This window comes from Sphingobium sp. TomMM35A (assembly GCF_054771735.1).
In genome coordinates this window covers 1299585-1317775 of sequence record NZ_BSRC01000001.1, presented here as the reverse complement: position 1 = coordinate 1317775, position 18191 = coordinate 1299585, and the positions used below count along the sequence as shown (strand labels likewise).

General features: G+C 59.3%; 22 protein-coding genes. 9 read left to right on the top strand and 13 right to left on the bottom strand.

Going from position 1 to position 18191, the window contains the following annotated elements:
- The first annotated feature begins 20 nt into the window (after nucleotides 1–20).
- Nucleotides 21–533 carry a signal peptidase II gene (gene lspA, locus ACYU8T_RS06510; RefSeq protein ID WP_461158882.1) on the top strand — a complete coding sequence of 171 codons (513 nt, stop codon included), beginning with the start codon at nucleotides 21–23 and terminating at the stop codon, nucleotides 531–533.
- A complete protein-coding gene (locus tag ACYU8T_RS06505) occupies nucleotides 533–946 on the top strand; it encodes a DUF3035 domain-containing protein (protein WP_201513597.1) in 414 nt (137 codons plus the stop codon). Before lspA ends, ACYU8T_RS06505 begins: the two co-directional genes overlap by 1 nt.
- An 11-nt stretch (nucleotides 947–957) precedes the next feature.
- On the opposite strand, the gene ACYU8T_RS06500 is transcribed toward ACYU8T_RS06505, so the two are convergent.
- The 9 genes from ACYU8T_RS06500 to ACYU8T_RS06460 form a co-directional block, all read right to left on the bottom strand.
- Nucleotides 958–1287, bottom strand: coding sequence for an ArsR/SmtB family transcription factor (locus ACYU8T_RS06500; protein ID WP_461158881.1), 330 nt, complete (start codon nucleotides 1285–1287; stop codon nucleotides 958–960).
- A complete protein-coding gene (locus ACYU8T_RS06495) occupies nucleotides 1274–1729 on the bottom strand; it encodes an SRPBCC family protein (RefSeq protein ID WP_461158880.1) in 456 nt (151 codons plus the stop codon). The genes ACYU8T_RS06500 and ACYU8T_RS06495 overlap by 14 nt, the downstream gene beginning before the upstream one ends.
- A gap of 65 nt (nucleotides 1730–1794) precedes the next feature.
- Entirely contained in the window at nucleotides 1795–3729 is a 1935-nt protein-coding gene (dxs, locus tag ACYU8T_RS06490) for a 1-deoxy-D-xylulose-5-phosphate synthase (protein ID WP_461158879.1), read from the bottom strand.
- A 49-nt stretch (nucleotides 3730–3778) separates the two neighbouring features.
- On the bottom strand, nucleotides 3779–4243 hold the full coding sequence (locus ACYU8T_RS06485; protein ID WP_201513601.1) for a Fur family transcriptional regulator: 465 nt from the start codon (nucleotides 4241–4243) through the stop codon (nucleotides 3779–3781).
- Nucleotides 4244–4289: 46 nt separating this feature from the next.
- A complete protein-coding gene (locus ACYU8T_RS06480; RefSeq protein ID WP_247231422.1) occupies nucleotides 4290–4616 on the bottom strand; it encodes a DUF423 domain-containing protein in 327 nt (108 codons plus the stop codon).
- Entirely contained in the window at nucleotides 4613–6433 is a 1821-nt protein-coding gene (locus ACYU8T_RS06475; protein ID WP_201513603.1) for a cation:proton antiporter domain-containing protein, read from the bottom strand. Before ACYU8T_RS06475 ends, ACYU8T_RS06480 begins: the two co-directional genes overlap by 4 nt.
- Nucleotides 6433–6852: an iron-sulfur cluster assembly scaffold protein gene (locus ACYU8T_RS06470; protein WP_201513604.1), complete on the bottom strand. Its 420-nt coding sequence runs from the start codon at nucleotides 6850–6852 to the stop codon at nucleotides 6433–6435. Before ACYU8T_RS06470 ends, ACYU8T_RS06475 begins: the two co-directional genes overlap by 1 nt.
- 46 nt (nucleotides 6853–6898) lie before the next feature.
- Nucleotides 6899–8065: a formate-dependent phosphoribosylglycinamide formyltransferase gene (gene purT, locus ACYU8T_RS06465; protein ID WP_461158878.1), complete on the bottom strand. Its 1167-nt coding sequence runs from the start codon at nucleotides 8063–8065 to the stop codon at nucleotides 6899–6901.
- A 67-nt stretch (nucleotides 8066–8132) separates the two neighbouring features.
- A complete protein-coding gene (locus tag ACYU8T_RS06460; protein WP_461159767.1) occupies nucleotides 8133–10193 on the bottom strand; it encodes a transglycosylase domain-containing protein in 2061 nt (686 codons plus the stop codon).
- Between the two features lie 108 nt (nucleotides 10194–10301).
- Here ACYU8T_RS06460 and ACYU8T_RS06455 point away from each other — a divergent pair, with 108 nt between their 5' ends.
- Entirely contained in the window at nucleotides 10302–10484 is a 183-nt protein-coding gene (locus ACYU8T_RS06455; protein WP_461158877.1) for a hypothetical protein, read from the top strand.
- Nucleotides 10485–10494: 10 nt separating this feature from the next.
- Here the strand turns inward: ACYU8T_RS06455 and ACYU8T_RS06450 are convergent, their stop codons facing one another.
- Nucleotides 10495–11790 (bottom strand): MFS transporter, encoded by a 1296-nt coding sequence (locus ACYU8T_RS06450; protein WP_201514838.1) that lies wholly within the window; start codon nucleotides 11788–11790, stop codon nucleotides 10495–10497.
- A gap of 145 nt (nucleotides 11791–11935) precedes the next feature.
- Here ACYU8T_RS06450 and pgsA point away from each other — a divergent pair, with 145 nt between their 5' ends.
- Genes pgsA through ACYU8T_RS06435 form a run of 3 tightly spaced genes read left to right on the top strand, consistent with a single transcriptional unit; the run spans nucleotide 11936 to nucleotide 13203 of the window.
- The gene (pgsA, locus tag ACYU8T_RS06445; protein WP_097091381.1) at nucleotides 11936–12499 is read left to right on the top strand and encodes a CDP-diacylglycerol--glycerol-3-phosphate 3-phosphatidyltransferase; all 564 of its coding nucleotides are present in this window, start codon (nucleotides 11936–11938) and stop codon (nucleotides 12497–12499) included.
- A 3-nt stretch (nucleotides 12500–12502) separates the two neighbouring features.
- The gene (moaD, locus tag ACYU8T_RS06440) at nucleotides 12503–12763 is read left to right on the top strand and encodes a molybdopterin converting factor subunit 1 (protein ID WP_461158876.1); all 261 of its coding nucleotides are present in this window, start codon (nucleotides 12503–12505) and stop codon (nucleotides 12761–12763) included.
- Complete coding sequence (locus ACYU8T_RS06435; RefSeq protein ID WP_461158875.1) at nucleotides 12760–13203, top strand: molybdenum cofactor biosynthesis protein MoaE; 444 nt, start codon at nucleotides 12760–12762, stop codon at nucleotides 13201–13203. The genes moaD and ACYU8T_RS06435 overlap by 4 nt, the downstream gene beginning before the upstream one ends.
- A 2-nt stretch (nucleotides 13204–13205) precedes the next feature.
- On the opposite strand, the gene ACYU8T_RS06430 is transcribed toward ACYU8T_RS06435, so the two are convergent.
- Together ACYU8T_RS06430 and ACYU8T_RS06425 are read right to left on the bottom strand one after the other, a co-directional pair.
- A complete protein-coding gene (locus tag ACYU8T_RS06430; RefSeq protein ID WP_097091384.1) occupies nucleotides 13206–14132 on the bottom strand; it encodes a hydrogen peroxide-inducible genes activator in 927 nt (308 codons plus the stop codon).
- Nucleotides 14133–14171: 39 nt separating this feature from the next.
- Complete coding sequence (locus ACYU8T_RS06425) at nucleotides 14172–14945, bottom strand: sulfite exporter TauE/SafE family protein (protein ID WP_097091385.1); 774 nt, start codon at nucleotides 14943–14945, stop codon at nucleotides 14172–14174.
- A 157-nt stretch (nucleotides 14946–15102) separates the two neighbouring features.
- Between ACYU8T_RS06425 and epsC the strand changes: the two genes are divergently transcribed.
- The 3 genes from epsC (at nucleotide 15103) to ACYU8T_RS06410 (ending at nucleotide 17193) form a co-directional block, all read left to right on the top strand.
- Entirely contained in the window at nucleotides 15103–15825 is a 723-nt protein-coding gene (gene epsC / locus ACYU8T_RS06420; RefSeq protein WP_461158874.1) for a serine O-acetyltransferase EpsC, read from the top strand.
- Nucleotides 15822–16166, top strand: coding sequence for a DUF2794 domain-containing protein (locus tag ACYU8T_RS06415; RefSeq protein WP_461158873.1), 345 nt, complete (start codon nucleotides 15822–15824; stop codon nucleotides 16164–16166). The genes epsC and ACYU8T_RS06415 overlap by 4 nt, the downstream gene beginning before the upstream one ends.
- Nucleotides 16167–16248: 82 nt before the next feature.
- Entirely contained in the window at nucleotides 16249–17193 is a 945-nt protein-coding gene (locus tag ACYU8T_RS06410; protein WP_461158872.1) for an NAD(P)H-dependent flavin oxidoreductase, read from the top strand.
- Here ACYU8T_RS06410 and ACYU8T_RS06405 read toward each other — a convergent pair.
- Entirely contained in the window at nucleotides 17176–18066 is an 891-nt protein-coding gene (locus ACYU8T_RS06405) for an alpha/beta fold hydrolase (protein ID WP_461158871.1), read from the bottom strand. The two genes, ACYU8T_RS06410 and ACYU8T_RS06405, sit on opposite strands and share 18 nt — an antisense overlap.
- Nucleotides 18067–18191: the final 125 nt, after the last annotated feature.

The window sequence follows — 18191 nt, the reverse complement described above, 5'->3', positions numbered from 1 at the left end:
ACGCATGTGGTGCGCCGCTGATGGCAGCTGTCAATCATCGCCCGCTCGGTCTCACGGTCGCGATCGTGACGCTGGCACTCGACCAGCTCATCAAATATACCGTCACCTATCCGCTCGCGCTCAAAAGTCGGATGGATGAGGGCATCGACCTGTTGCCGATCTTCCGTCTTCGCTGGCTGGAAAATCGTGGCGTTTCCATGGGCTTTCTTCATGCCAGTACGGACATGATGCGTTGGCTGCTTGTCGGCATGACCATATTGATCGCTACTTTTGTCGGTGTCTGGATGTGGCGGGAAAAAGCACGGCAGGATGTTGCGGCGCTTGGGCTGGTGCTTGGCGGTGCGATCGGAAACATCGTCGACCGTGTTCGGCTCGGCTATGTCATCGACTATGCCGATCTGCATTTTGGGGAATGGCGGCCCTTCCTGATATTCAACCTGGCCGACGCCGCCATAACGATCGGCGTGCTGATCCTGCTTGCGCGGGCGTTGCTGCTGCGCGAGAAGGGCGCAAAGACGGAGTCACTGAACTGATGCGTAAACTGATCCTCGCCGCTGGCCTCATTTCCATGCTGTCCGCTTGTGGCGGTGGCGGCGGCCTGTTCAATCGGGAGCGTCCTGACGAATTCGCCGTCTCCCGTCAGGCGCCGCTGGTGATCCCGCCTGACTATGCGCTCGTTCCTCCTGCACCGGGCACCCCGGCAGCCGCTTCGGTCGATTCCAGTCGTGCCGCGATGGAAACCATGTTCGGTGGCCCCGCCCAGCGCAGCGCGGCGGAAAGCGCGGCCTTGACCGAAGCCGGGCGCGCCAATGCGGCGGCCGGTATTCGGTCATCCGTGGGTGATCCGGCGACGGAAGTCGTCGACAAGGGCGCCGCGACCCGCGAAATCATCGCCGCGCCGGAGGGCGATGGGCAAGACGCCCGCGCCGCGATCCCCCAGCAGTAAAAACCATGGGTTTAGGGCTGGCTCTCGACAAACATCTTGAGCCTGCCCAACGCGTCATCCCACTGAGCGGAGACTTGCGTGAGCCAATGACGCGCTTGCGCGACGGTCTCTGGCTCCAGGACAAATAAGACCTCGCGACCTCGCCGCGTTCTCCTGACCAGGCCCACGCCCTGCAGAACCTCTAAATGCTTCGCCACGGCTTGGCGGCTGATGGGCAAATCCTCGCCCAGTTGCGCGATAGACTGCTCCGTACCATTTGACAGGCGCTTGATCAGTCCCAATCGCGTGGCATCGCCTAATGCGGCGAACACCCGCGCGGGGGATTCCTCAATGTTCAACATAGCGGCGAATATTCTGAACCTGTTCCGTCCAACCCCCGTCATTGGATCGCATGACGTTGCTCCGACGCGGTTCAGGCACCTTGTCAAATCCGCTTTCGATGACTGTCAGCAAGGTGCCTTGGCCCGCAGGCTCAAGCAAAAACTCGACCAACGTCCATTCCGCTACCCGCGTGCCGTTTTCCATTAGCTGCTTGTCACCGCCAGTCGCCGGCCACTCAAAAGAAAAGCGCCGCATTGGCTCGATCGCAATTACCCGCGTTTCCCAACGATAATCTTCATAGCCAGGATAGGTCATATGACCGGTCGATGCCCCACCCACCGCAAAAGGCTGATCCAGAGCGACGCGAAACCACGCGCCGAACTTTTCATGGTCGATCAACGCATCCCACACCCGCTCGACAGGTGCAGCAATTTCGACGGTCTTCGTGATTGAGTCAGTCATATGAGCAACCTCCTGGTTGCTCATATGCGCCCCATTCTGCTTTTATGCAACCATATGGTTGCTGATTAAGCGCGTGCCTCTGTTGCTACACCAGCGCTGTTATGCCGTAACGCAGTCAATACCGTATCGATGATCGCAGCTGCATCCAGCTTTGCATCGGCATATTGCTGCTCCGGCTTGTCCTGATCCTGGAAGATGTCGGGCAGGCGCATCGTCCGTAGCTTCAAGCCATTGTCGATCAGTCCGAGGTCACTTGCCAGTGTCAACACATGCGCGCCCAGACCGCCAATCGCGCCTTCCTCGATCGTTACTGCTACTTCATGCGTGGTCAAAAGGCGGCGGATCATCGCTTCGTCGAGCGGCTTGGCAAAGCGCAAGTCAGCAACGGTGGTGGACAAACCCCGGGCTTCCAATGCCTCGGCAGCGCGCAGCGCTTCCTCAAGCCGGGTCCCGAGTGAGAGGATCGCAACCTGCCGTCCGTCCTTTACGATCCGACCCTTGCCGATCTCGAGCTTTTCGGGCGCCGCTGGCAACAAGACACCGGTGCCGTTGCCGCGTGGATATCTGACGGCGATCGGCCCGCTGTCATGAACCGCGCAGGTGTGCACCATATGCACCAGTTCCGCCTCGTCAGCCGCAGCCATGACCACCATATTGGGCAGGGTGGCTAGATAGGTCACGTCAAAGCTGCCCGCATGCGTCGATCCGTCCGCGCCTACCAGTCCCGCCCGATCGATGGCAAAGCGTACCGGCAGGTTTTGGATCGCGACGTCATGCACCACCTGATCATAGGCGCGCTGCAGGAAGGTGGAATAGATGGCGCAGAAGGGCCGCATGCCCTGTGCCGCAAGGCCTGCGGCGAAGGTCACAGCATGCTGTTCGGCGATGCCTACGTCAAAGGAGCGCTCCGGGAAGGCTTGCGCGAATTTATCAAGGCCAGTGCCCGAGGGCATCGCGGCGGTGATCGCGCAGATGCTGCTGTCACGTTGCGCTTCGGCGATGAGGGCGTCGGCGAACACGGCTGTGTAGCTCGGCGGTCCCGGAGGCGCTTTTGCTTGGGTCCCCGTGATCACATCAAATTTCTGAACGCCGTGATATTTGTCTGCTGCCGCTTCCGCCGGAGCGTAACCCTTGCCCTTCTGCGTCACGACATGGACCAGGCAAGGCCCCTCTGCCGCGTCCCGGACATTCTCCAGTACAGGAATGAGCTGTTCAAGATTATGCCCGTCGATCGGACCGACATAATAGAAGCCCAATTCTTCGAACAATGTGCCGCCCATGGCCATGCCGCGAGCAAATTCGTCAGTCTTGCGGGCGGCGTTGTGCAGCGGACGAGGCAGTTTGCGGGCCAGACGCTTGGCAAGGTCCCGTAATCCGAGGAATTCACGGCTTGATACCAGGCGCGCCAAATAGGCGGAGAGACCGCCTACCGGCGGAGCGATCGACATGTCGTTGTCGTTCAGGATGACGATCAGCCTGTTTCCCGCCTCCCGCGCGTTGTTCATCGCTTCATAAGCCATGCCAGCCGACATCGCTCCGTCGCCAATGACGGCGATGCCCTTGCCCGGTTTACCTGCAAGCTTGCTCGCAACTGCAAAGCCGAGAGCCGCGCTGATGGAGGTCGAGCTATGCGCCGCGCCAAAGGGATCATATTCGCTTTCGGCCCGCTTCGTGAAGCCCGACAAGCCTCCACTCTGGCGCAGCGTACGGATGCGATCGCGTCGCCCGGTCAGTATCTTATGAGGATAGCATTGGTGGCCGACGTCCCAAACCAACTTGTCATTGGGCGTGTCGAAAACATAATGGATGGCGGTAGTAAGCTCGACCACCCCCAGTCCGGACCCCAAATGGCCCCCGGTCACGCCGACGGCGGAAATCACCTCCCGCCGCAATTCGTCAGCCAGCTGAGGAAGCTGCTCAGGCTTGAGGGCGCGAAGATCTTGCGGCCAGATCACCTGGTCGAGCAGCGGAGTGGAGGGGCGATCATTCATGAAAGACATAGACTCCCAAGCGCGCTAGGCCGTTCCTGATCAAAGCGCAACGGCCGCGTCACGCCACGCACTTGGCGCACGTTCCCAATATTTCGATTACCGGCCGTTCGGCCCGGAATCCCTGATGTTCTGCAACGGCGCGAACATCGCCTGTCACTGCGTCATCATCGATGTGGGTCGCTTCCTTGCAGTTGCGGCAAACAAGGAAGATGCAGTCGTGATGGCAACCAGGATGAGCGTTGGCGATATAGGCGTTCGCACTCTCAACGCGCATCGCGATATTGTTCGCGACGAACAGGTCAAGGATGCGATAGACGCTGTTTGGCGCAACCCGCTTGCCCCGCAATTTGGAGACATTGTCAGCAATGTCATAGGCGGACGTCGGTTTTTCTTCAGCCGCGAGGGCATCGAAGATGGCAGCGCGCATTGGCGTCCACTGCTCATTCTGAGCCTCCAAAGCGTTGCGGGCTGCGTCTGCCAAATTCGCGCCGGTCGGTTCGTGATGATGATGGTGTTCGGCCATATATGTTAATCTATGCGTGGGTGAGGTTCGGGGCAAGGGTGGGCTGTCACCCGCGCCAATAGGTCCAAGCTGCCCACAACCAACCGGCTATCATCAATGAACCGCCGATCGGCGTCACCGCACCTAGCCAGCGCGGGCCGCCAGCCGCCATGATATAGAGGGTGAACGCGAAGATCGCCGCTCCGATGAGGAGCAGCAGTGCCGGGCCTTGTCCACTCTTCGCCAGCGTCAGTGCGGCCACGGCATGGATAAGCTGATAGAAGCCGCCTGTCCGTAACCATTCCGCTGCTTCGTGGTTGGATGCGCCGTGCGCTCCAAAAGCGCCCGCCGCAATGGCGAGGGCTGCCGACAACGAGGCAAGTAGCGCGATCATGCTCTTTCCTCTTCTTCCCCGCGGGTCAGCAAGCGCATCCTTCTGCCAGGTCTGAACATGAGTTCCTTGGCGGCGAGGAGCGTTCCTTGTTCGCCCTGGACGGTGAGGCGCTGATCGTCATTTTCGCGATATTTGCGCTCGACTTCTTCGATTTCCGCCTGGGGCACGCCGAGCGCTTCCATTGCCTGAACCCCCATGCAAATCGCGGACTCGAAAACTTCACGGACGACGCCAGTTATGTCCATGTCCTTCAGGGCCAGCAACTGCCGCCGGTCAAAGGCCCGGACAAGCAATGCAGCCTGAGGAAAGGTTTCGGCTATCGGTTCAAGGACGCGGCTGTCGAAAGAGGGGTCGTCATGACAGAAGGCGATCAGGCGCGCTTCATCAGCGCCCGATCGGCGTAACAGATCGATCCGCGTGCCGTCGCCATAATAGACTTTCATGTCGAAACGGCTCGACACCTCTATTTGAGCGGGCTTTTTGTCGATCAGTACAACTTCGAACCCGTGTCCCATCAGCATTTGGGCGACGGTTTGCCCGAAACGCCCATAGCCGACGATGATCGCGGTTCCGCGTGTCGCCTCATCAGGGCCTTCCGGGTTCCGCTGACCTTTCGGCTGCGCGAATTCCAGTCTCCGGGCGAAGAGCATAAGGAAGGGAGTTGTGGCCATGGAGAAGGTCACGATTGCGCTGAACAGGCTCGCGCCCTGCGGAGCGATCAGCAAGGCGTTTTGCGCCTGGGCGAACAGGACGAAACCAAATTCGCCGCCTTGGCTGAGTAACAATCCAGCCCCGATGGCTTGAGCCCACTCCATGCCGAATAGCCTGGCGAGGCCGGTTATCAGCAACGCCTTGGTGATGACTAGCATTGCAGCCATGCCGATGACGAACAGGGGATTTGCTGCAACCGCTTGCAGGTCAAGCACCATGCCGACAGCGAGGAAGAACAATCCGAGAAGGATCGACCGGAATGGCTCTACATCCGCCTCTATCTCATGCCGATAGGGAGAGTCGGCAAGCATCACACCTGCGACGAAAGCCCCGAGGGCAGTGGACAGGTGAAGCGCATGCATGATCGCAGCTGCCGCGAGCACGGTGAAGAGGCCGACCGCTACGAACAACTCGCGCTCGCCCAGCCTTCCAACCAGTTGCAGCAGTGGACGCAGGATGAACCGGCCAGCCAATACGAGCCCTGCGATCGCGGCTACCGTGTAGCCGGCCAGCTGGATTCCCGGAGGGCCCCCAGCATCCACCGGATTGCGCGATAAGGCTGCCACGATGGTGATGAGTGGAACAATGGAAAGATCCTGGAACAGCAGGATCGAAAAGACTTTTTCGCCAAAAGGTGAATTTATGCGGCCGCTGCTTTTAAGACTGGGCAGAACCTGTGCTGTCGAGGAAAGGGCAAGCGGAAGGCCAAGGGCGATGGCGGCGCCCCATGTGAAACCAGTCAAATAATAGATAAGCGCGGTCAGGGCCAAGCCGCAGATCACGACCTGCGCAAGGCCAAGAGCGAAGATGTCGCGCTTCAACCGCCATAGCCGCGCCGGGTGAAGTTCAAGGCCTACAAGGAAAAGCAGCAGGACGATGCCGATCTCGGCGATCGCAAGCTTCGATTCCGCGCCACCTACAAGGCCGAGACCCTGCGGTCCGACTAGCGCACCCGCGACAAGATAACCAAGTACGGCGCCCAGGCCGAAGCGGCGGAAGAGCATGACGAAGAGCACGGCGGCACCCAGCAGAATGACGCCTTCGGACAACAGGACATCCGTTGCGGAAAGAGGCGCATGCGCCGCTGCTGCTGGCGAATTTGGCATCAGGCGGCCGCCATGCGGGCAGCTTCGGCAACGGCCTCGAAACTCAGGCGGATGGAAGCGTGGCGGGCAGGATATGCGCGCGCAGGAGCCAGTATGGCGAGCCCCGGCCAGAATTCCAGGTCATCGCCTTCGCCCGCAAGATAAGCCGCCAATCTGTCGCGAGCTTTCTCGAGTTCAGAGACGGTCATGCCGACTGCCTGAGCAGCCATCAGCGCGGCCGAAGCCTGCCCTAGCGCGCAGGCTTTGACGTCCAGCCCTAGTTCGGCAAGACTTCCCCCCTCCATCCGAACATCCGCAATCACGCGCGATCCGCAAGTTGGAGACCTTCTTTCCACAGTGGCTTGCGGCTGCGCGAGGCGCTGATGATGCGGAATGCTGGCGGCAAGGCGCAATATATCCTTGTTGTAGAGGGCGCTCATGCTCTCGCTTTAGGACAGCCGAAGCGCTTGAGGAAGGCTGCACATATTATTTGTAGATGATCTTGAGCTTGGCTGCTGCGCTCGCAGCCAATTTGCGCGCGCTGTCCGTATTATCAGCCAGCGCCAACGCCACGCCCATCCGCCGGTACGGGCGGGTTGATGGTTTGGCAAAGATGCGGAGATCCACTTCTCCGCCCGATGCGTCCAGTGCATCGGCGGCACCTTCAATTGCGAAATGTTCCGATGCGCGGTCAGCCAGCAGCACGGCTGAAGCAGATGCACCGTTCAACCCCACCTGGGGTACGGGCAAGCCCAGGATCGCTCTGGCATGCAGATCGAACTCACTCAGATTCTGTGAAATCAGCGTCACCATCCCGGTATCGTGAGGCCGGGGGGACAGTTCGGAGAAGATGACATCCTCTCCCTTCACAAAGAACTCGACGCCAAATATCCCATAGCCGCCTAGATTATCGACGACGGCGCGGGCCATATCCTCCGCCTTGGCCAAAGCAGCCGGATGCATTGGCGCAGGTTGCCAGCTTTCCTGATAATCCCCGCGCTCTTGCCTATGCCCGATCGGCGGACAGAAGCTGACCCCGTCGCGGCTTCGAACGGTCAGCAGCGTGATCTCATAATCGAAATCGATAAACTGCTCGACAATCACCCGGCTGCGGTCGCCGCGCATGTTGGCCACGGCATAATCCCAAGCCTGTTTCAGCTCATCTGCAGAATGGACCGTGCTCTGTCCTTTTCCTGAAGATGACATGACCGGTTTGATCACGCATGGAAAACCGGTGTGCTCAGCGCCCTGGCGCACCTCTTCCAAACTTTCCGCATAGCGATAGCGGGATGTGCGGAGGCCTAGCTCCACCGCTGCCACCTCCCTGATGCGATCGCGGTTCATCGTCATGATGGTGGCACGGGCGGATGGAACGACCGTCAAACCCTGCGCTTCGACTTCCGCCAGCACCTCGGTACGGATGGCTTCGATTTCCGGCACGATATAGTCCGGTTGGTGCCGCTCTATCGCATCGCGCAGCAAGCTCTCGTCGAGCATGGAGAAGACTTCAAAACCGTCCGCAACCTGCATGGCGGGTGCACCGGCGTAGCTGTCGCAAGCGATGACCTCACAGCCGAGCCGCTTGGCGGAGATGACGAACTCACGACCAAGCTCGCCTGACCCCAACAGCAATATCTTCGCGGTAAATGCCATCTCTATCCTCGAATCGCCCCCTGTTGCGGAGAGGCATGCCGCCCGCCTGCTTCAGCCGTCAATCATCTCAAGGTTCCACGCCTTCATCCACTGGCTGAGTGGGTGCGGTGCGAGGCGGGGGTGCCGCCGGGGGCGGGGGGACCGGCTGCGCATCAGGCTGGCCGATGGGCAGGCGCAACTGATTGGGGCCGATGTTGACTGACATGCCATCTTCATCGACCCCAACGCTCATATTGCCGACGCCTGTCTCTATCGTCACATTCGCGATTGCGTTGACCAAGTCGCTATCCTGCTGCTCGGGCGGCGTTTCGACAGGCTCGTTGATCGCTCCCGACATGAAGTTGCGCCAAATTCGCGCAGGCACGCCCCCTCCTGCGCTACCCCCAGGAAGGGGTGTATTATCATCATTGCCGACCCATACAGCCGTCACCAGCCCACCCGCATAGCCCACGAAGATGGCGTCCCGGCTGTCCTGCGTCGTTCCGGTCTTGCCGAAGGTGCTTGTGCGCAGCGCCGCAGCGCTGCCAGTGCCGCGGTTTGCAGCCGAGGACAGCAGGTCGCGGATCATCTCCAACTCATCCTGGCTGAAGTGCCGCTGTCGGCTCATCAGCCGCTCGAACCATCCCTGCTCCTCTGGCGGCAGACCGTGGGCGATGACAGGATAGGCGCCCGCCGCCACGGTTGCGTAAGCCTGTGCAAGTTCGATGAGCGGGATTTCCGATGTGCCGAGCGCGAGGCTGAGATCCTCGGTCAGTGGCGCAGTTACGCCGAGATCACGAGCGACCTTGATGACGGCGTCCACTCCGACCTTTTGCGTCAGCCTTACGGCGGCGACATTGCTCGACGCTGCGAAAGCCTGACGCAAGGTGATGCGTCCTCGATATTTGCCGCCGTGATTGGATGGACGATAGGTGCCGCTGGTAATCGGCGTGTCCTCAACAAAATCCTCCGGCGTCATTCCAGCGCGGAAGGCCGCGAGATAGACGAACAGTTTGAAGGTCGATCCTGGCTGCCGCTTTGCCTGCACAGCCCTGTTGAAACTGCTCGTGCGATAATTTTTGCCGCCAATCATCGCTACGACGCTGCCGTCAGGCTTCATCGCCACAAGCGCTGCTTCCGCCTTTCCCAGCGGCGCTCTGCGGATTGCTGTCTCGGCAAGCCTCTGAATTCGCCAATCCAGCGTCGTGGGAATGGTCTGCGCGCCATAAACAGCACCTGCGCGATCACGCGCCTCTGGCAGCACCCAGTCAGCGAAGTAGGTGCCCGTAGTCGAATTGGGCGTCTCACGTACGTCCAGACGGGCAGGACGTAGGGCGTTGCGTTCAGCCTTGCTGATATACCCAGCATCCACCATCGCCTGGGTCACGAGGGCGGCGCGCGTTCTTGCGCCCTTGAGGTTCGTCGTGGGTGCCAGGCGGGATGGCGCCTTCAGCAACCCGGCGAGCATCGCAGCCTGGGGAATGGTCAGCCGCTCGGGCTGACGGTTGAAATAATGAAGCGAAGCTGCGCGAAGGCCATAAACATTGTCGCCGAAATAGACATTGGACAGATAGCGTTCGAAAATCTGGTCCTTGGTCAGCCATGCCTCAAGCCAGAATGCTATCAGGGCTTCCCGAGCCTTGCGGCCGAACGTTCTGTCGCTTGACAGGAACACGCCCTTGGCGAGTTGTTGCGTAATCGTACTCCCGCCCTGCGATGACCCATCGGACCATAGATTATGCCACGCCGCCCGCATGATGCCGCGAGGATCAACGCCCCAATGGCTGTAGAAGCGCCGATCCTCGATCGCCATGAAGGCCTGTGGCACATGCTTGGGAAGGTCCGTCATAGATACTGGGCGATCGATGATCGCGCCACGGCGAGCGATCAGATAACCGTCGGCGGACATGAGGCTGACGCTTGGGGGGGCGATCGGCTTTAACGATCTCGACATCGGCGCTGTGACTGCCAACCATGCGATCACCAGCATCAGCAGGGCCAGCAATCCCGCAACGATCCAGCCGACGATCTGAAGTCGCCGACGCCAGGGCGTAGGCGGTGCGAATGCGCTGGGTGGGCCTGCGCCGAACTCGCGTGCAGGCTGATCTGGCTGAGGCGCGGGCAGGGGGTCTCTCATCGGCTCCGATATGCTGTATTATAGGATTGATACGGTCAAGAGCGTCCTGTCGTGGGACAGTCACCGGTTAACCACGATTGAGGATAGCCGAATTGGTGAATCAGACGTTAACTTGCCGCTATGCGAACACGTCCGCTGATCCTCACCAACGAATCCTCGCGTCATCCTTTCCGCCAAGCCTTGCCGCGCCATGTGCTGACAGTGCAGGAGAGTCCGGTTCCCGCGTCAGACGATAGCGATTGGAAGCTTTTTCTTCTCAGCTTCTGCGCCTTTTTCACGGCCTTCTACAGCTTCATCTTTTAGGACGACTTGATCAGTCGCAGGCCTTGTGAAGCCTCCAGGCCAGCCAGGCGCAAGGAAGGCATAGGACAGCAACCAGCAGCAACTGATTGACGACGGACATGCCCGCGATGCTGAGACTGATGGCAAAGAGCGACCCCAGCACCATGGCCCCGGAATTCACGATGTTGTTAGCCGCCACGGTCCGGGCGGCTTCACACTTTTCGACGGTCGTGGTCAGAAAGGCGTAAAGCGGGACCACGAACATGCCGCCGAACGTTGCTACGCCTAGCAGGCATGCCGACAATGCGAGCGCCAGCGGATGGGCCAGAAAGCCTTGAAGCGAGAGCATGCCGCCGCCCGCCTCGGGCGTCCACAAGTCGCACACGATGTGGAAAGCGATGATGCACAGACCCATGCCGATGACGGCAGCTGGTGCATAACGGGCAGACACATGCCCTTTCAGCAGGCGATTGATAGCGATCGAACCAATGGCGATCCCAACGGAAAAGATCGCGAGGAACAGGCTCGCCACAGGCTTGTCCGCCGACAGCACATTTTTGACGAGTGGGGGGAACTGGATAAAAAGTATCGATCCAACCGCCCAGAACAAGCTGATCGCCATGATCGCCAAAAACAGGCGGCGGATGTGCATGGTGCCGCGCACCAGCGTGATCGATGATCGGATGATGTGGAAGTCGATCGGCTGTCGCCCAAGTAGGGATGGTGCGGGCGGTACTTCCCTGCCCGCCACATATCCGATGGCGGCTGTCACAACGATGCCTATCGCAGCGACCTCGACCGGAATGATGCCTGCCAGGATCGTGCCGGCGAGAATGGCTATATAGGTCCCTGCCTCGACCAGGCCCGTGCCGCCGAGAACTTCGTCATCGTGCAGGTGTTGAGGGAGAATCGCGTATTTGATCGGGCCGAAGAATGTTGAGTGAACCCCCATAGCAAAGAGAGCACAAAGCAGCAGCGGGATCGCGAGGCTATGGATCGCGATGCCGCTCCAGATCAGGGCGAGGCCCGCTGCGCCAACCAGCATTATGACGATTTCCGCCGCTTTGACGTAACGGATGATGACCGCCTTGTCCCGCTGATCGGCAAGCTGCCCTGAGAGTGCCGAAAGGAGAAAGAAAGGCAGGATGAATATGCCGGTCGCCAAGGCGCTGAACCAGGTCTCGGACCGCTCGTCATTATAGACGCTGTACACGACGAACAGGACCATCGCGTTCTTGAACAGATTGTCGTTGAAGGCGCCGAGCAGCTGAGTGATGAAAAGCGGCAGAAAACGTCGCTTGTTAAGGAGCCTGAGGGAGGCTTGCATAGGCAAGAAGGTCTTCTTCGCTGTGGACGAGCGGAGCGCGGTCTAGCGGCTACGGCTGCGACTGTCCAACCCATCCGGACGATAAGCGATCCCAGCCTCTCCACCGCTGCTTGTGCAACGCTGCGGACTGTGGCAGTCCGCGCCCATGCTGACGCTGCCCAATTTGCTGACGCTTTCGCGGATATTGACTGTGCCTTTGCTGGTCGCGTTGCTGTGGCCTGCAGAGGTCGGTGCGCGTTGGACGACTGGCTATGCCCTGGCATTCGCCCTTTACTGCCTGATGGGCATTACCGACTATTTTGACGGCTATCTGGCGCGAGCGCAGGGTACTGTGTCGAAGCTGGGCGTTTTCCTTGATCCTATCGCAGACAAGATCATGGTCGGCGCGGTTATCCTGATGCTGGCGGCAACCCGCGATATCGCGGGTATTCACATCGCGGCCGCCATGATCATTCTGCTGCGCGAAATCGCGGTGTCGGGCCTTCGCGAATTTTTAGCCGGACTCCAGGTTTCGGTCCCCGTCTCCCGCTTGGCGAAGTGGAAAACGGCGTTTCAGCTTATCGCTTTAGGCGCATTGATATTTGCGGGCGCGGTGCCAGCCTTCCCGTTGGTGCAGTTGCTGGGGATCGCTACGCTGTGGGCGGCTGCCATACTGACGCTGATCACCGGATGGGACTATCTGCGCGTCGGCATCAAGCATATGGATTGAGGGGTGGCTAAGCTCGACATCCTCTACTTCGCTTGGGTCCGGGAGATCATCGGCTGCGATAGCGAGCAAGTCGATCAACCTCCCGAAGGCGTGACGGTAGCGGACCTGATCGAACAACTGGCAGCCCGTGACGGCGGCTACGGCCAAGCATTAAGTGACCAGTCACGGTTGCGCGCTGCGCTGGACCAGCGTTTCGTACCGCTGGACAGCCTGGTCGGTGAAGCGCTGGAGCTGGCAATCTTCCCGCCGGTCACCGGCGGATGAGCCGGGTCTCCATCCAAGAAGAAGGCTTTGACGCTGGTGCTGAACTCGCGTTGCTCGAAGCGGCAGGTGGGGGCGCCGTCGCTAGCTTCACCGGCGTTGTGCGTGGAGAAAATGACTTGGTGGCGTTGGAGCTTCATCACTATCCAGCGATGACAGCCGCTCAGGTCGGGCGGATAGTTGACGAAGCGATGGATCGCTGGCCGCTGCTAAGCGTGCGCGTTATCCACCGCTTTGGACGACTAGGGCCGGGCGAACATATAGTTTTCGTCGGAACGGCATCGCGCCACAGATCGGCTGCTCTGGAAAGCTGCGCTTTCCTCATTGACTGGTTGAAGTCCGAAGCGCCCTTTTGGAAAAAGGAATATTTCGCCGACGGCGGAGCCAACTGGGTCGAAGCGCGTGCCGAGGACGACGCGAAAGCCAGAGGCTGGACTCGCTAAGATCAGGCGGCGGCGCTGGATTGCGGGAGATCGGCAGCATCTCGCAATAGTTCGGCCAGGAGGCGAAATTCCTTCTCCCTCGGACTGTTCTTGCGCCAGACCAAAGCGATGTCGCGATGTGACCGGTCGGATCGCAAAGGGCGCGCGGTGATCTGGGTATGATCCAATATACCGCCGGCGATCGCCATTTCCGGCATGATAGTCATGCCAAGGCCGTTATCGACCATCTGCACCAGCGTGTGCAGGGACGTCCCCATCATCATGGCGCTTGAACGAATTTCCGGCCGGTTGCAGGCCGCCAAAGCATGGTCCTTCAGACAATGCCCGTCTTCCAGCAGAAGCAGCTTCGTTTCATCGATCATGTCCGGCGCGATCCATTCTGGCGGGTCGCGTGGATCATCCTGTGGAAAAGCAACGTACAACCGGTCCTGGAAAAGCAGTTCGCTGTCCAACTCACCAGTGGGGAAAGGCAGGGCCAGCAGCACGCAATCAACATTCCCATGACGCAGTGATTCTATGGCAGTTTGCGTCGTCTCTTCTCGAAGGTAGAGCTTGAGTTCGGGTCTGTCCGCCCGCAGCCGTGGGAGCAGCCTGGGTAGCAGGAATGGGGCGATCGTCGGAATCACGCTCATGCGTAACTCGCCCGTGAGCGGCTTTCCCGATGCTTCGGCAATGGCCGCCAGCTCTTCCGCCTCGCGCAACACGCGATGCGCCTTCTCGACTATGCGGTCGCCTAGGGCGGTAAAGCGCACAACTCTCCGGGTCCGCTCTACCAGCGTCACGCCGATGAGAGATTCCAGCTCCCGAATCCCTGCCGACAGGGTTGATTGCGTAACATAGCAGCTGTCAGCTGCCTTGCCGAAATGCCCATGCTGTTTCAGCGCCACAAGATATTGCAGCTGCTTCAGCGTAGGCATGTAGCTCGACATCAATCGCCTTTCTCGATCAGAATGGCGAAGATAAGAGCATTAGCCGATATATCCAAGCCATTTGGCGACGCCGAACAAGGATGTGAGCGTCAGGATCGTTCCAACTGCCGTGAATAGCATGCGCGGTGCGACATGGCGGGCGAGCATCGCGCCAAAGGGTGCAGCGATGATACCGCCTAGCAGGAGGCCAACGGTGTAGGTCGTGAAAGCTTGCCACCCCAAATGCAGGATGAAGGTCAGGCTGATCGAGAGAGTAAGTACGAACTCGACAGAGTTGACCGTCCCGATAGTATGGCGAGGGCTAGACCCCTGAATAAGCAAATTAGATGTCACGATCGGGCCCCAGCCACCGCCTCCTGTCGCGTCCATGAAGCCGCCAACCAACCCGAGGGGCGCTACCCATTTCGGATCGCGCGGTTGCGGCGGCAGGTGGAAGCCGCGCCAGATGAGATAAATCCCGATCGCGGTCAGGTAGACTTGAACGAAGGGCTTTATCACTGAACCATCGATGTTCGAGAGGATATACGCCCCCGTTACGCCGCCGATGACGCCGGGAATGATGAGGCGAGCGAAAAGTCGCCAATCAACATTCCGGTGCGCGATGTGACTTATCGCTGAAACGGCCGTCGTGAATGTCTCTGCCGCGTGAACGCTTGCCGACGCGCGGCTAGGTGGTACGCCCAGCGCCAAGAGCAGGGTGCTTGAGATAACGCCGTACGCCATCCCCAGCGCACCGTCGATCATCTGGGCTCCAAACCCAATGAGAATGAACGGTAGGAGTTCGCTGAGATGAGCGAGAACGGGATCGGTCATTCAAGGGGCCCCTCGTTGATTGTCTACCGCAGTGATAGGTATATCATAGCACGCCAAGAAACATTCTGTTTTATGGTCAGAAGCCGAAATAGCCGACATCTGGAAAAAACTTGGCCGTGGCCTTATGTATGACCCTTCGATTTTCAGGGGCCGCTGCATGTTGCGCAATCTTATCGGCTATTTGGACTCGGTCAAATCCCGTGATCCAGCTCCACGTTCCCGGGCTGAAATCCTCCTTTATCCGGGTGTTTGGTCGCTCGGATTTCATCGGGTCGCGCATGGCCTTTATCGCGCGCGGCTTTATTTCCTGGCGCGTGCCGTCAATCATTTTTCCCGGTTTCTTACCGGAAACGACATTCATCCAGGCGCGCGCATCGGCAAGCGTTTCTTCATTGATCATGGGTTCACGGTCATCGGGGAAACCGCAGAGATCGGCGATGATGTTACCCTCTATCAGAATGTAACTCTTGGCGGCACAGATCCTGCGAATGGCATTGCCGGAAAGCGCCATCCGACGCTTGCCGACGGGGTCATCGTGGGTTCAGGCGCGCAGGTGCTCGGCCCTGTACATGTTGGCCCGAGGGCACGCGTGGGCGCCAACGCCGTGGTCACGAAAGATGTGCCTGAAGGTGCTACGATGGTGGGCATTCCGGCGCGCCAGATGCTGGTCGATGTCACGGCTTATCGTCGTGAGTTCCTGCCTTATGGCACGCCCTGCAGCGACTGCTACGATCCTGAAAAGCATAAGCTGGAGCAGCTTCAGCATGAAGTTGAACAGTTGCAGAAGCGGCTGGCGGAACTTCTTGAACAAAAGAAAGAAGAGTCGCTTAGTCCCGATGATGACATTCCTCTGTTCAGGGAGCGTGGTCGCGCCTCATGACCAACGTGACCCCGTTCCCCTCCAAAGCCTCCGCAGGGGGGCAAACGGGGTTTGATCGTTTGGAGTTGCAGCGCATCATGGATCTCTACGGTCGCATGGTTTCGGCCGGGCACTGGCGTGACTATGCCATTGATCTGGGCCGTGATGCTGCCGTCTTCTCGGCGTTTCGCAGAGCAGCCGAACGTCCCGAATATCGCATTGAAAAGCGGCCCTCGCTTCGCCACCGCCAAGGCATGTGGGCCCTGATCGGGGAAGCAGGCGGCATTTTGAAGCGCGGGACCGAACTGCAGGGCATTCTTGCCCCTGTAGAACGCAGATTGCTCAAGATCGTTAACGACTAGCTGCGCTCGTGCGTCTCATATACCCGATCCACAGGCGCACGGCTCGGCCTTCCGCAAGATCGGACAACTGATAGGATTGTTAATGACCTTGCCGGCGCTGCTTCGAGAACGCTTATCATTGCCACTGATCGCGTCGCCAATGTTCATCGTCTCACAGCCCGCGCTGGTGATCGCACAGTGCAGGGCCGGGATCGTGGGATCCTTCCCGTCCCTCAACGCCCGGCCTTCAGGCGTATTCGAGGATTGGCTTCAACTTCTGAACCGCGAACTGACTGATCAGGACGCGCCATTCGCCGTCAACCTCATTGTCCATAAAACGAACGCCCGGCTGGAAGAAGATCTTGCGCTCTGCGTGAAATATCGCGTTCCGGTTGTGATCACCTCTTTAGGCGCCCGCACTGACGTCAATGAGGCTGTGCACAGCTATGGTGGCATCGTCCTCCATGATGTCATCAACAATATGTTTGCCAGGAAGGCTATCGAAAAGGGGGCTGACGGACTGATCGCGGTTGCGGCGGGGGCAGGGGGCCATGCAGGTACTTTGTCGCCATTCGCCCTGGTCGAAGAAATCCGCGCCTGGTTTGATGGTCCTTTGATCTTGTCGGGGGCCATCACGACGGGACGCTCGATCGCCGCCGCCCGGATGATGGGGGCCGATTTGGCCTATATGGGGTCAGCTTTCATTGCGACCGAAGAGGCGAATGCGGACCAAAGATACAAGCAGATGATCGTGGACAGCAGTTCAGGCGACATCGTCTATTCCGACTATTTTACCGGGGTCCTCGGCAATTACCTACGGCCTAGCATTACGGCTGCTGGTTTCGATGCAGACAGGTTGCCGCAGGCCAGAGACATGGACATCGCTTCCATGGCCGAAGAGGACAAAAAGGCCTGGAGGGACATATGGGGCGCGGGTCAAGGAATAGGGGCGGTACGGAAAATTCAGCCCGCTGCTTTGCTTATTCAGGAGCTTAAAGCTCAATACAGGGCTGCGGTTATGGCGTTCCAACTACAGGAAGGCGCGTAATTCACGCATGAAGGAGTCGAATTGATCATGATGCAGCCAATGGCCTGCATCGGCAAACTCCACCAACCGCGCATCCTGGAAATAGGCTGCCCTACCGTCCTCGACGGGGTTGGATGCCCAACTGTCCAGACCCAGGCATAGCAGAACGGGACAAATGATCCGCTCCCAGAAATCGGGGAGATCATGGTCCGTCATGTCCTGGGGCGGGAAATGGCGCAAATAAGGATCAAACTTCCATTCATAGCTGCCGTCTTCATTGCGATTGACGCCGTGTGCGGTCAGATGGAGCGCCTGCTCGCCTGACAGATGGTCGTTTCTCTCTCGCATACGCGCAACGGCGGCCTCGAGCGTCGGATAATTGCGTGAGGGTTTGCGAGCGCTTGCGCGACGCCGCTCTATCCATTCGCGCCAGCGATCAGGAGCAGGATGGGTGGCCTTTTCCTGAAGAGCATCGGGAGAAAGGCCAAGTCCTTCGATGGCGACCAACCGGTCTATGCGGTCCGGGAAGAGCCCCGCATAGCGCAAGGCGATAGATCCTCCGAGTGAATGGCCGACCAGAATGACCTTGTCGCGGCTGACCAGATCAACAAGCTGCGCAAGATCATAGACGAAATCCGCCATCGAATAGGTCCCTGCGGCTGACCAGGCGCTGTCACCATGGCCTCGAAGATCAAGCGCGACGACATGGAAGTCGCGCGCGAGCGCCCGCGCTGTCCAGTCCCAGCTGCGCGCATGATCGAGCGCTCCGTGAACCAGGATCAAGGTGGGGGCTGACCGGTTGCCCCAGTCCACATAATGGAGGCGAGTACGCAACGAAGTGAAGAAATGCGATGTCGGGCTCAACGGAGCAATGGGGTCGGCATGTTCGCTCACGGGTGATGCAAAAGTGGGAGTAATATTCATGTTTTCAGGCGCGCTCCCCGATTCTGGACCGGCTGCATCATAACGCAACTGTTATAACAGATTCTCGGGAGAATTGATGACGATAATGAGCAAAG

What these genes read in the sequence shown, in the direction of transcription:
- ACYU8T_RS06485 (WP_201513601.1), bottom strand. Translation starts at nt 4,243, where the DNA reads ATGGCCGAACACCATCATCATCACGAACCGACCGGCGCGAATTTGGCA.
- ACYU8T_RS06470 (WP_201513604.1), bottom strand. Translation starts at nt 6,852, where the DNA reads ATGAGCGCCCTCTACAACAAGGATATATTGCGCCTTGCCGCCAGCATT.
- ACYU8T_RS06450 (WP_201514838.1), bottom strand. Translation starts at nt 11,790, where the DNA reads ATGCAAGCCTCCCTCAGGCTCCTTAACAAGCGACGTTTTCTGCCGCTT.
- ACYU8T_RS06435 (WP_461158875.1), top strand. Translation starts at nt 12,760, where the DNA reads ATGAGCCGGGTCTCCATCCAAGAAGAAGGCTTTGACGCTGGTGCTGAA.
- ACYU8T_RS06455 (WP_461158877.1), top strand. Translation starts at nt 10,302, where the DNA reads ATGCGAACACGTCCGCTGATCCTCACCAACGAATCCTCGCGTCATCCT.
- ACYU8T_RS06500 (WP_461158881.1), bottom strand. Translation starts at nt 1,287, where the DNA reads ATGTTGAACATTGAGGAATCCCCCGCGCGGGTGTTCGCCGCATTAGGC.
- ACYU8T_RS06505 (WP_201513597.1), top strand. Translation starts at nt 533, where the DNA reads ATGCGTAAACTGATCCTCGCCGCTGGCCTCATTTCCATGCTGTCCGCT.
- pgsA (WP_097091381.1), top strand. Translation starts at nt 11,936, where the DNA reads ATGCTGACGCTGCCCAATTTGCTGACGCTTTCGCGGATATTGACTGTG.
- epsC (WP_461158874.1), top strand. Translation starts at nt 15,103, where the DNA reads ATGTTGCGCAATCTTATCGGCTATTTGGACTCGGTCAAATCCCGTGAT.
- ACYU8T_RS06480 (WP_247231422.1), bottom strand. Translation starts at nt 4,616, where the DNA reads ATGATCGCGCTACTTGCCTCGTTGTCGGCAGCCCTCGCCATTGCGGCG.
- ACYU8T_RS06415 (WP_461158873.1), top strand. Translation starts at nt 15,822, where the DNA reads ATGACCAACGTGACCCCGTTCCCCTCCAAAGCCTCCGCAGGGGGGCAA.
- ACYU8T_RS06425 (WP_097091385.1), bottom strand. Translation starts at nt 14,945, where the DNA reads ATGACCGATCCCGTTCTCGCTCATCTCAGCGAACTCCTACCGTTCATT.
- ACYU8T_RS06410 (WP_461158872.1), top strand. Translation starts at nt 16,249, where the DNA reads ATGACCTTGCCGGCGCTGCTTCGAGAACGCTTATCATTGCCACTGATC.
- ACYU8T_RS06430 (WP_097091384.1), bottom strand. Translation starts at nt 14,132, where the DNA reads ATGTCGAGCTACATGCCTACGCTGAAGCAGCTGCAATATCTTGTGGCG.
- lspA (WP_461158882.1), top strand. Translation starts at nt 21, where the DNA reads ATGGCAGCTGTCAATCATCGCCCGCTCGGTCTCACGGTCGCGATCGTG.
- ACYU8T_RS06475 (WP_201513603.1), bottom strand. Translation starts at nt 6,433, where the DNA reads ATGCCAAATTCGCCAGCAGCAGCGGCGCATGCGCCTCTTTCCGCAACG.
- purT (WP_461158878.1), bottom strand. Translation starts at nt 8,065, where the DNA reads ATGGCATTTACCGCGAAGATATTGCTGTTGGGGTCAGGCGAGCTTGGT.
- dxs (WP_461158879.1), bottom strand. Translation starts at nt 3,729, where the DNA reads ATGTCTTTCATGAATGATCGCCCCTCCACTCCGCTGCTCGACCAGGTG.
- ACYU8T_RS06495 (WP_461158880.1), bottom strand. Translation starts at nt 1,729, where the DNA reads ATGACTGACTCAATCACGAAGACCGTCGAAATTGCTGCACCTGTCGAG.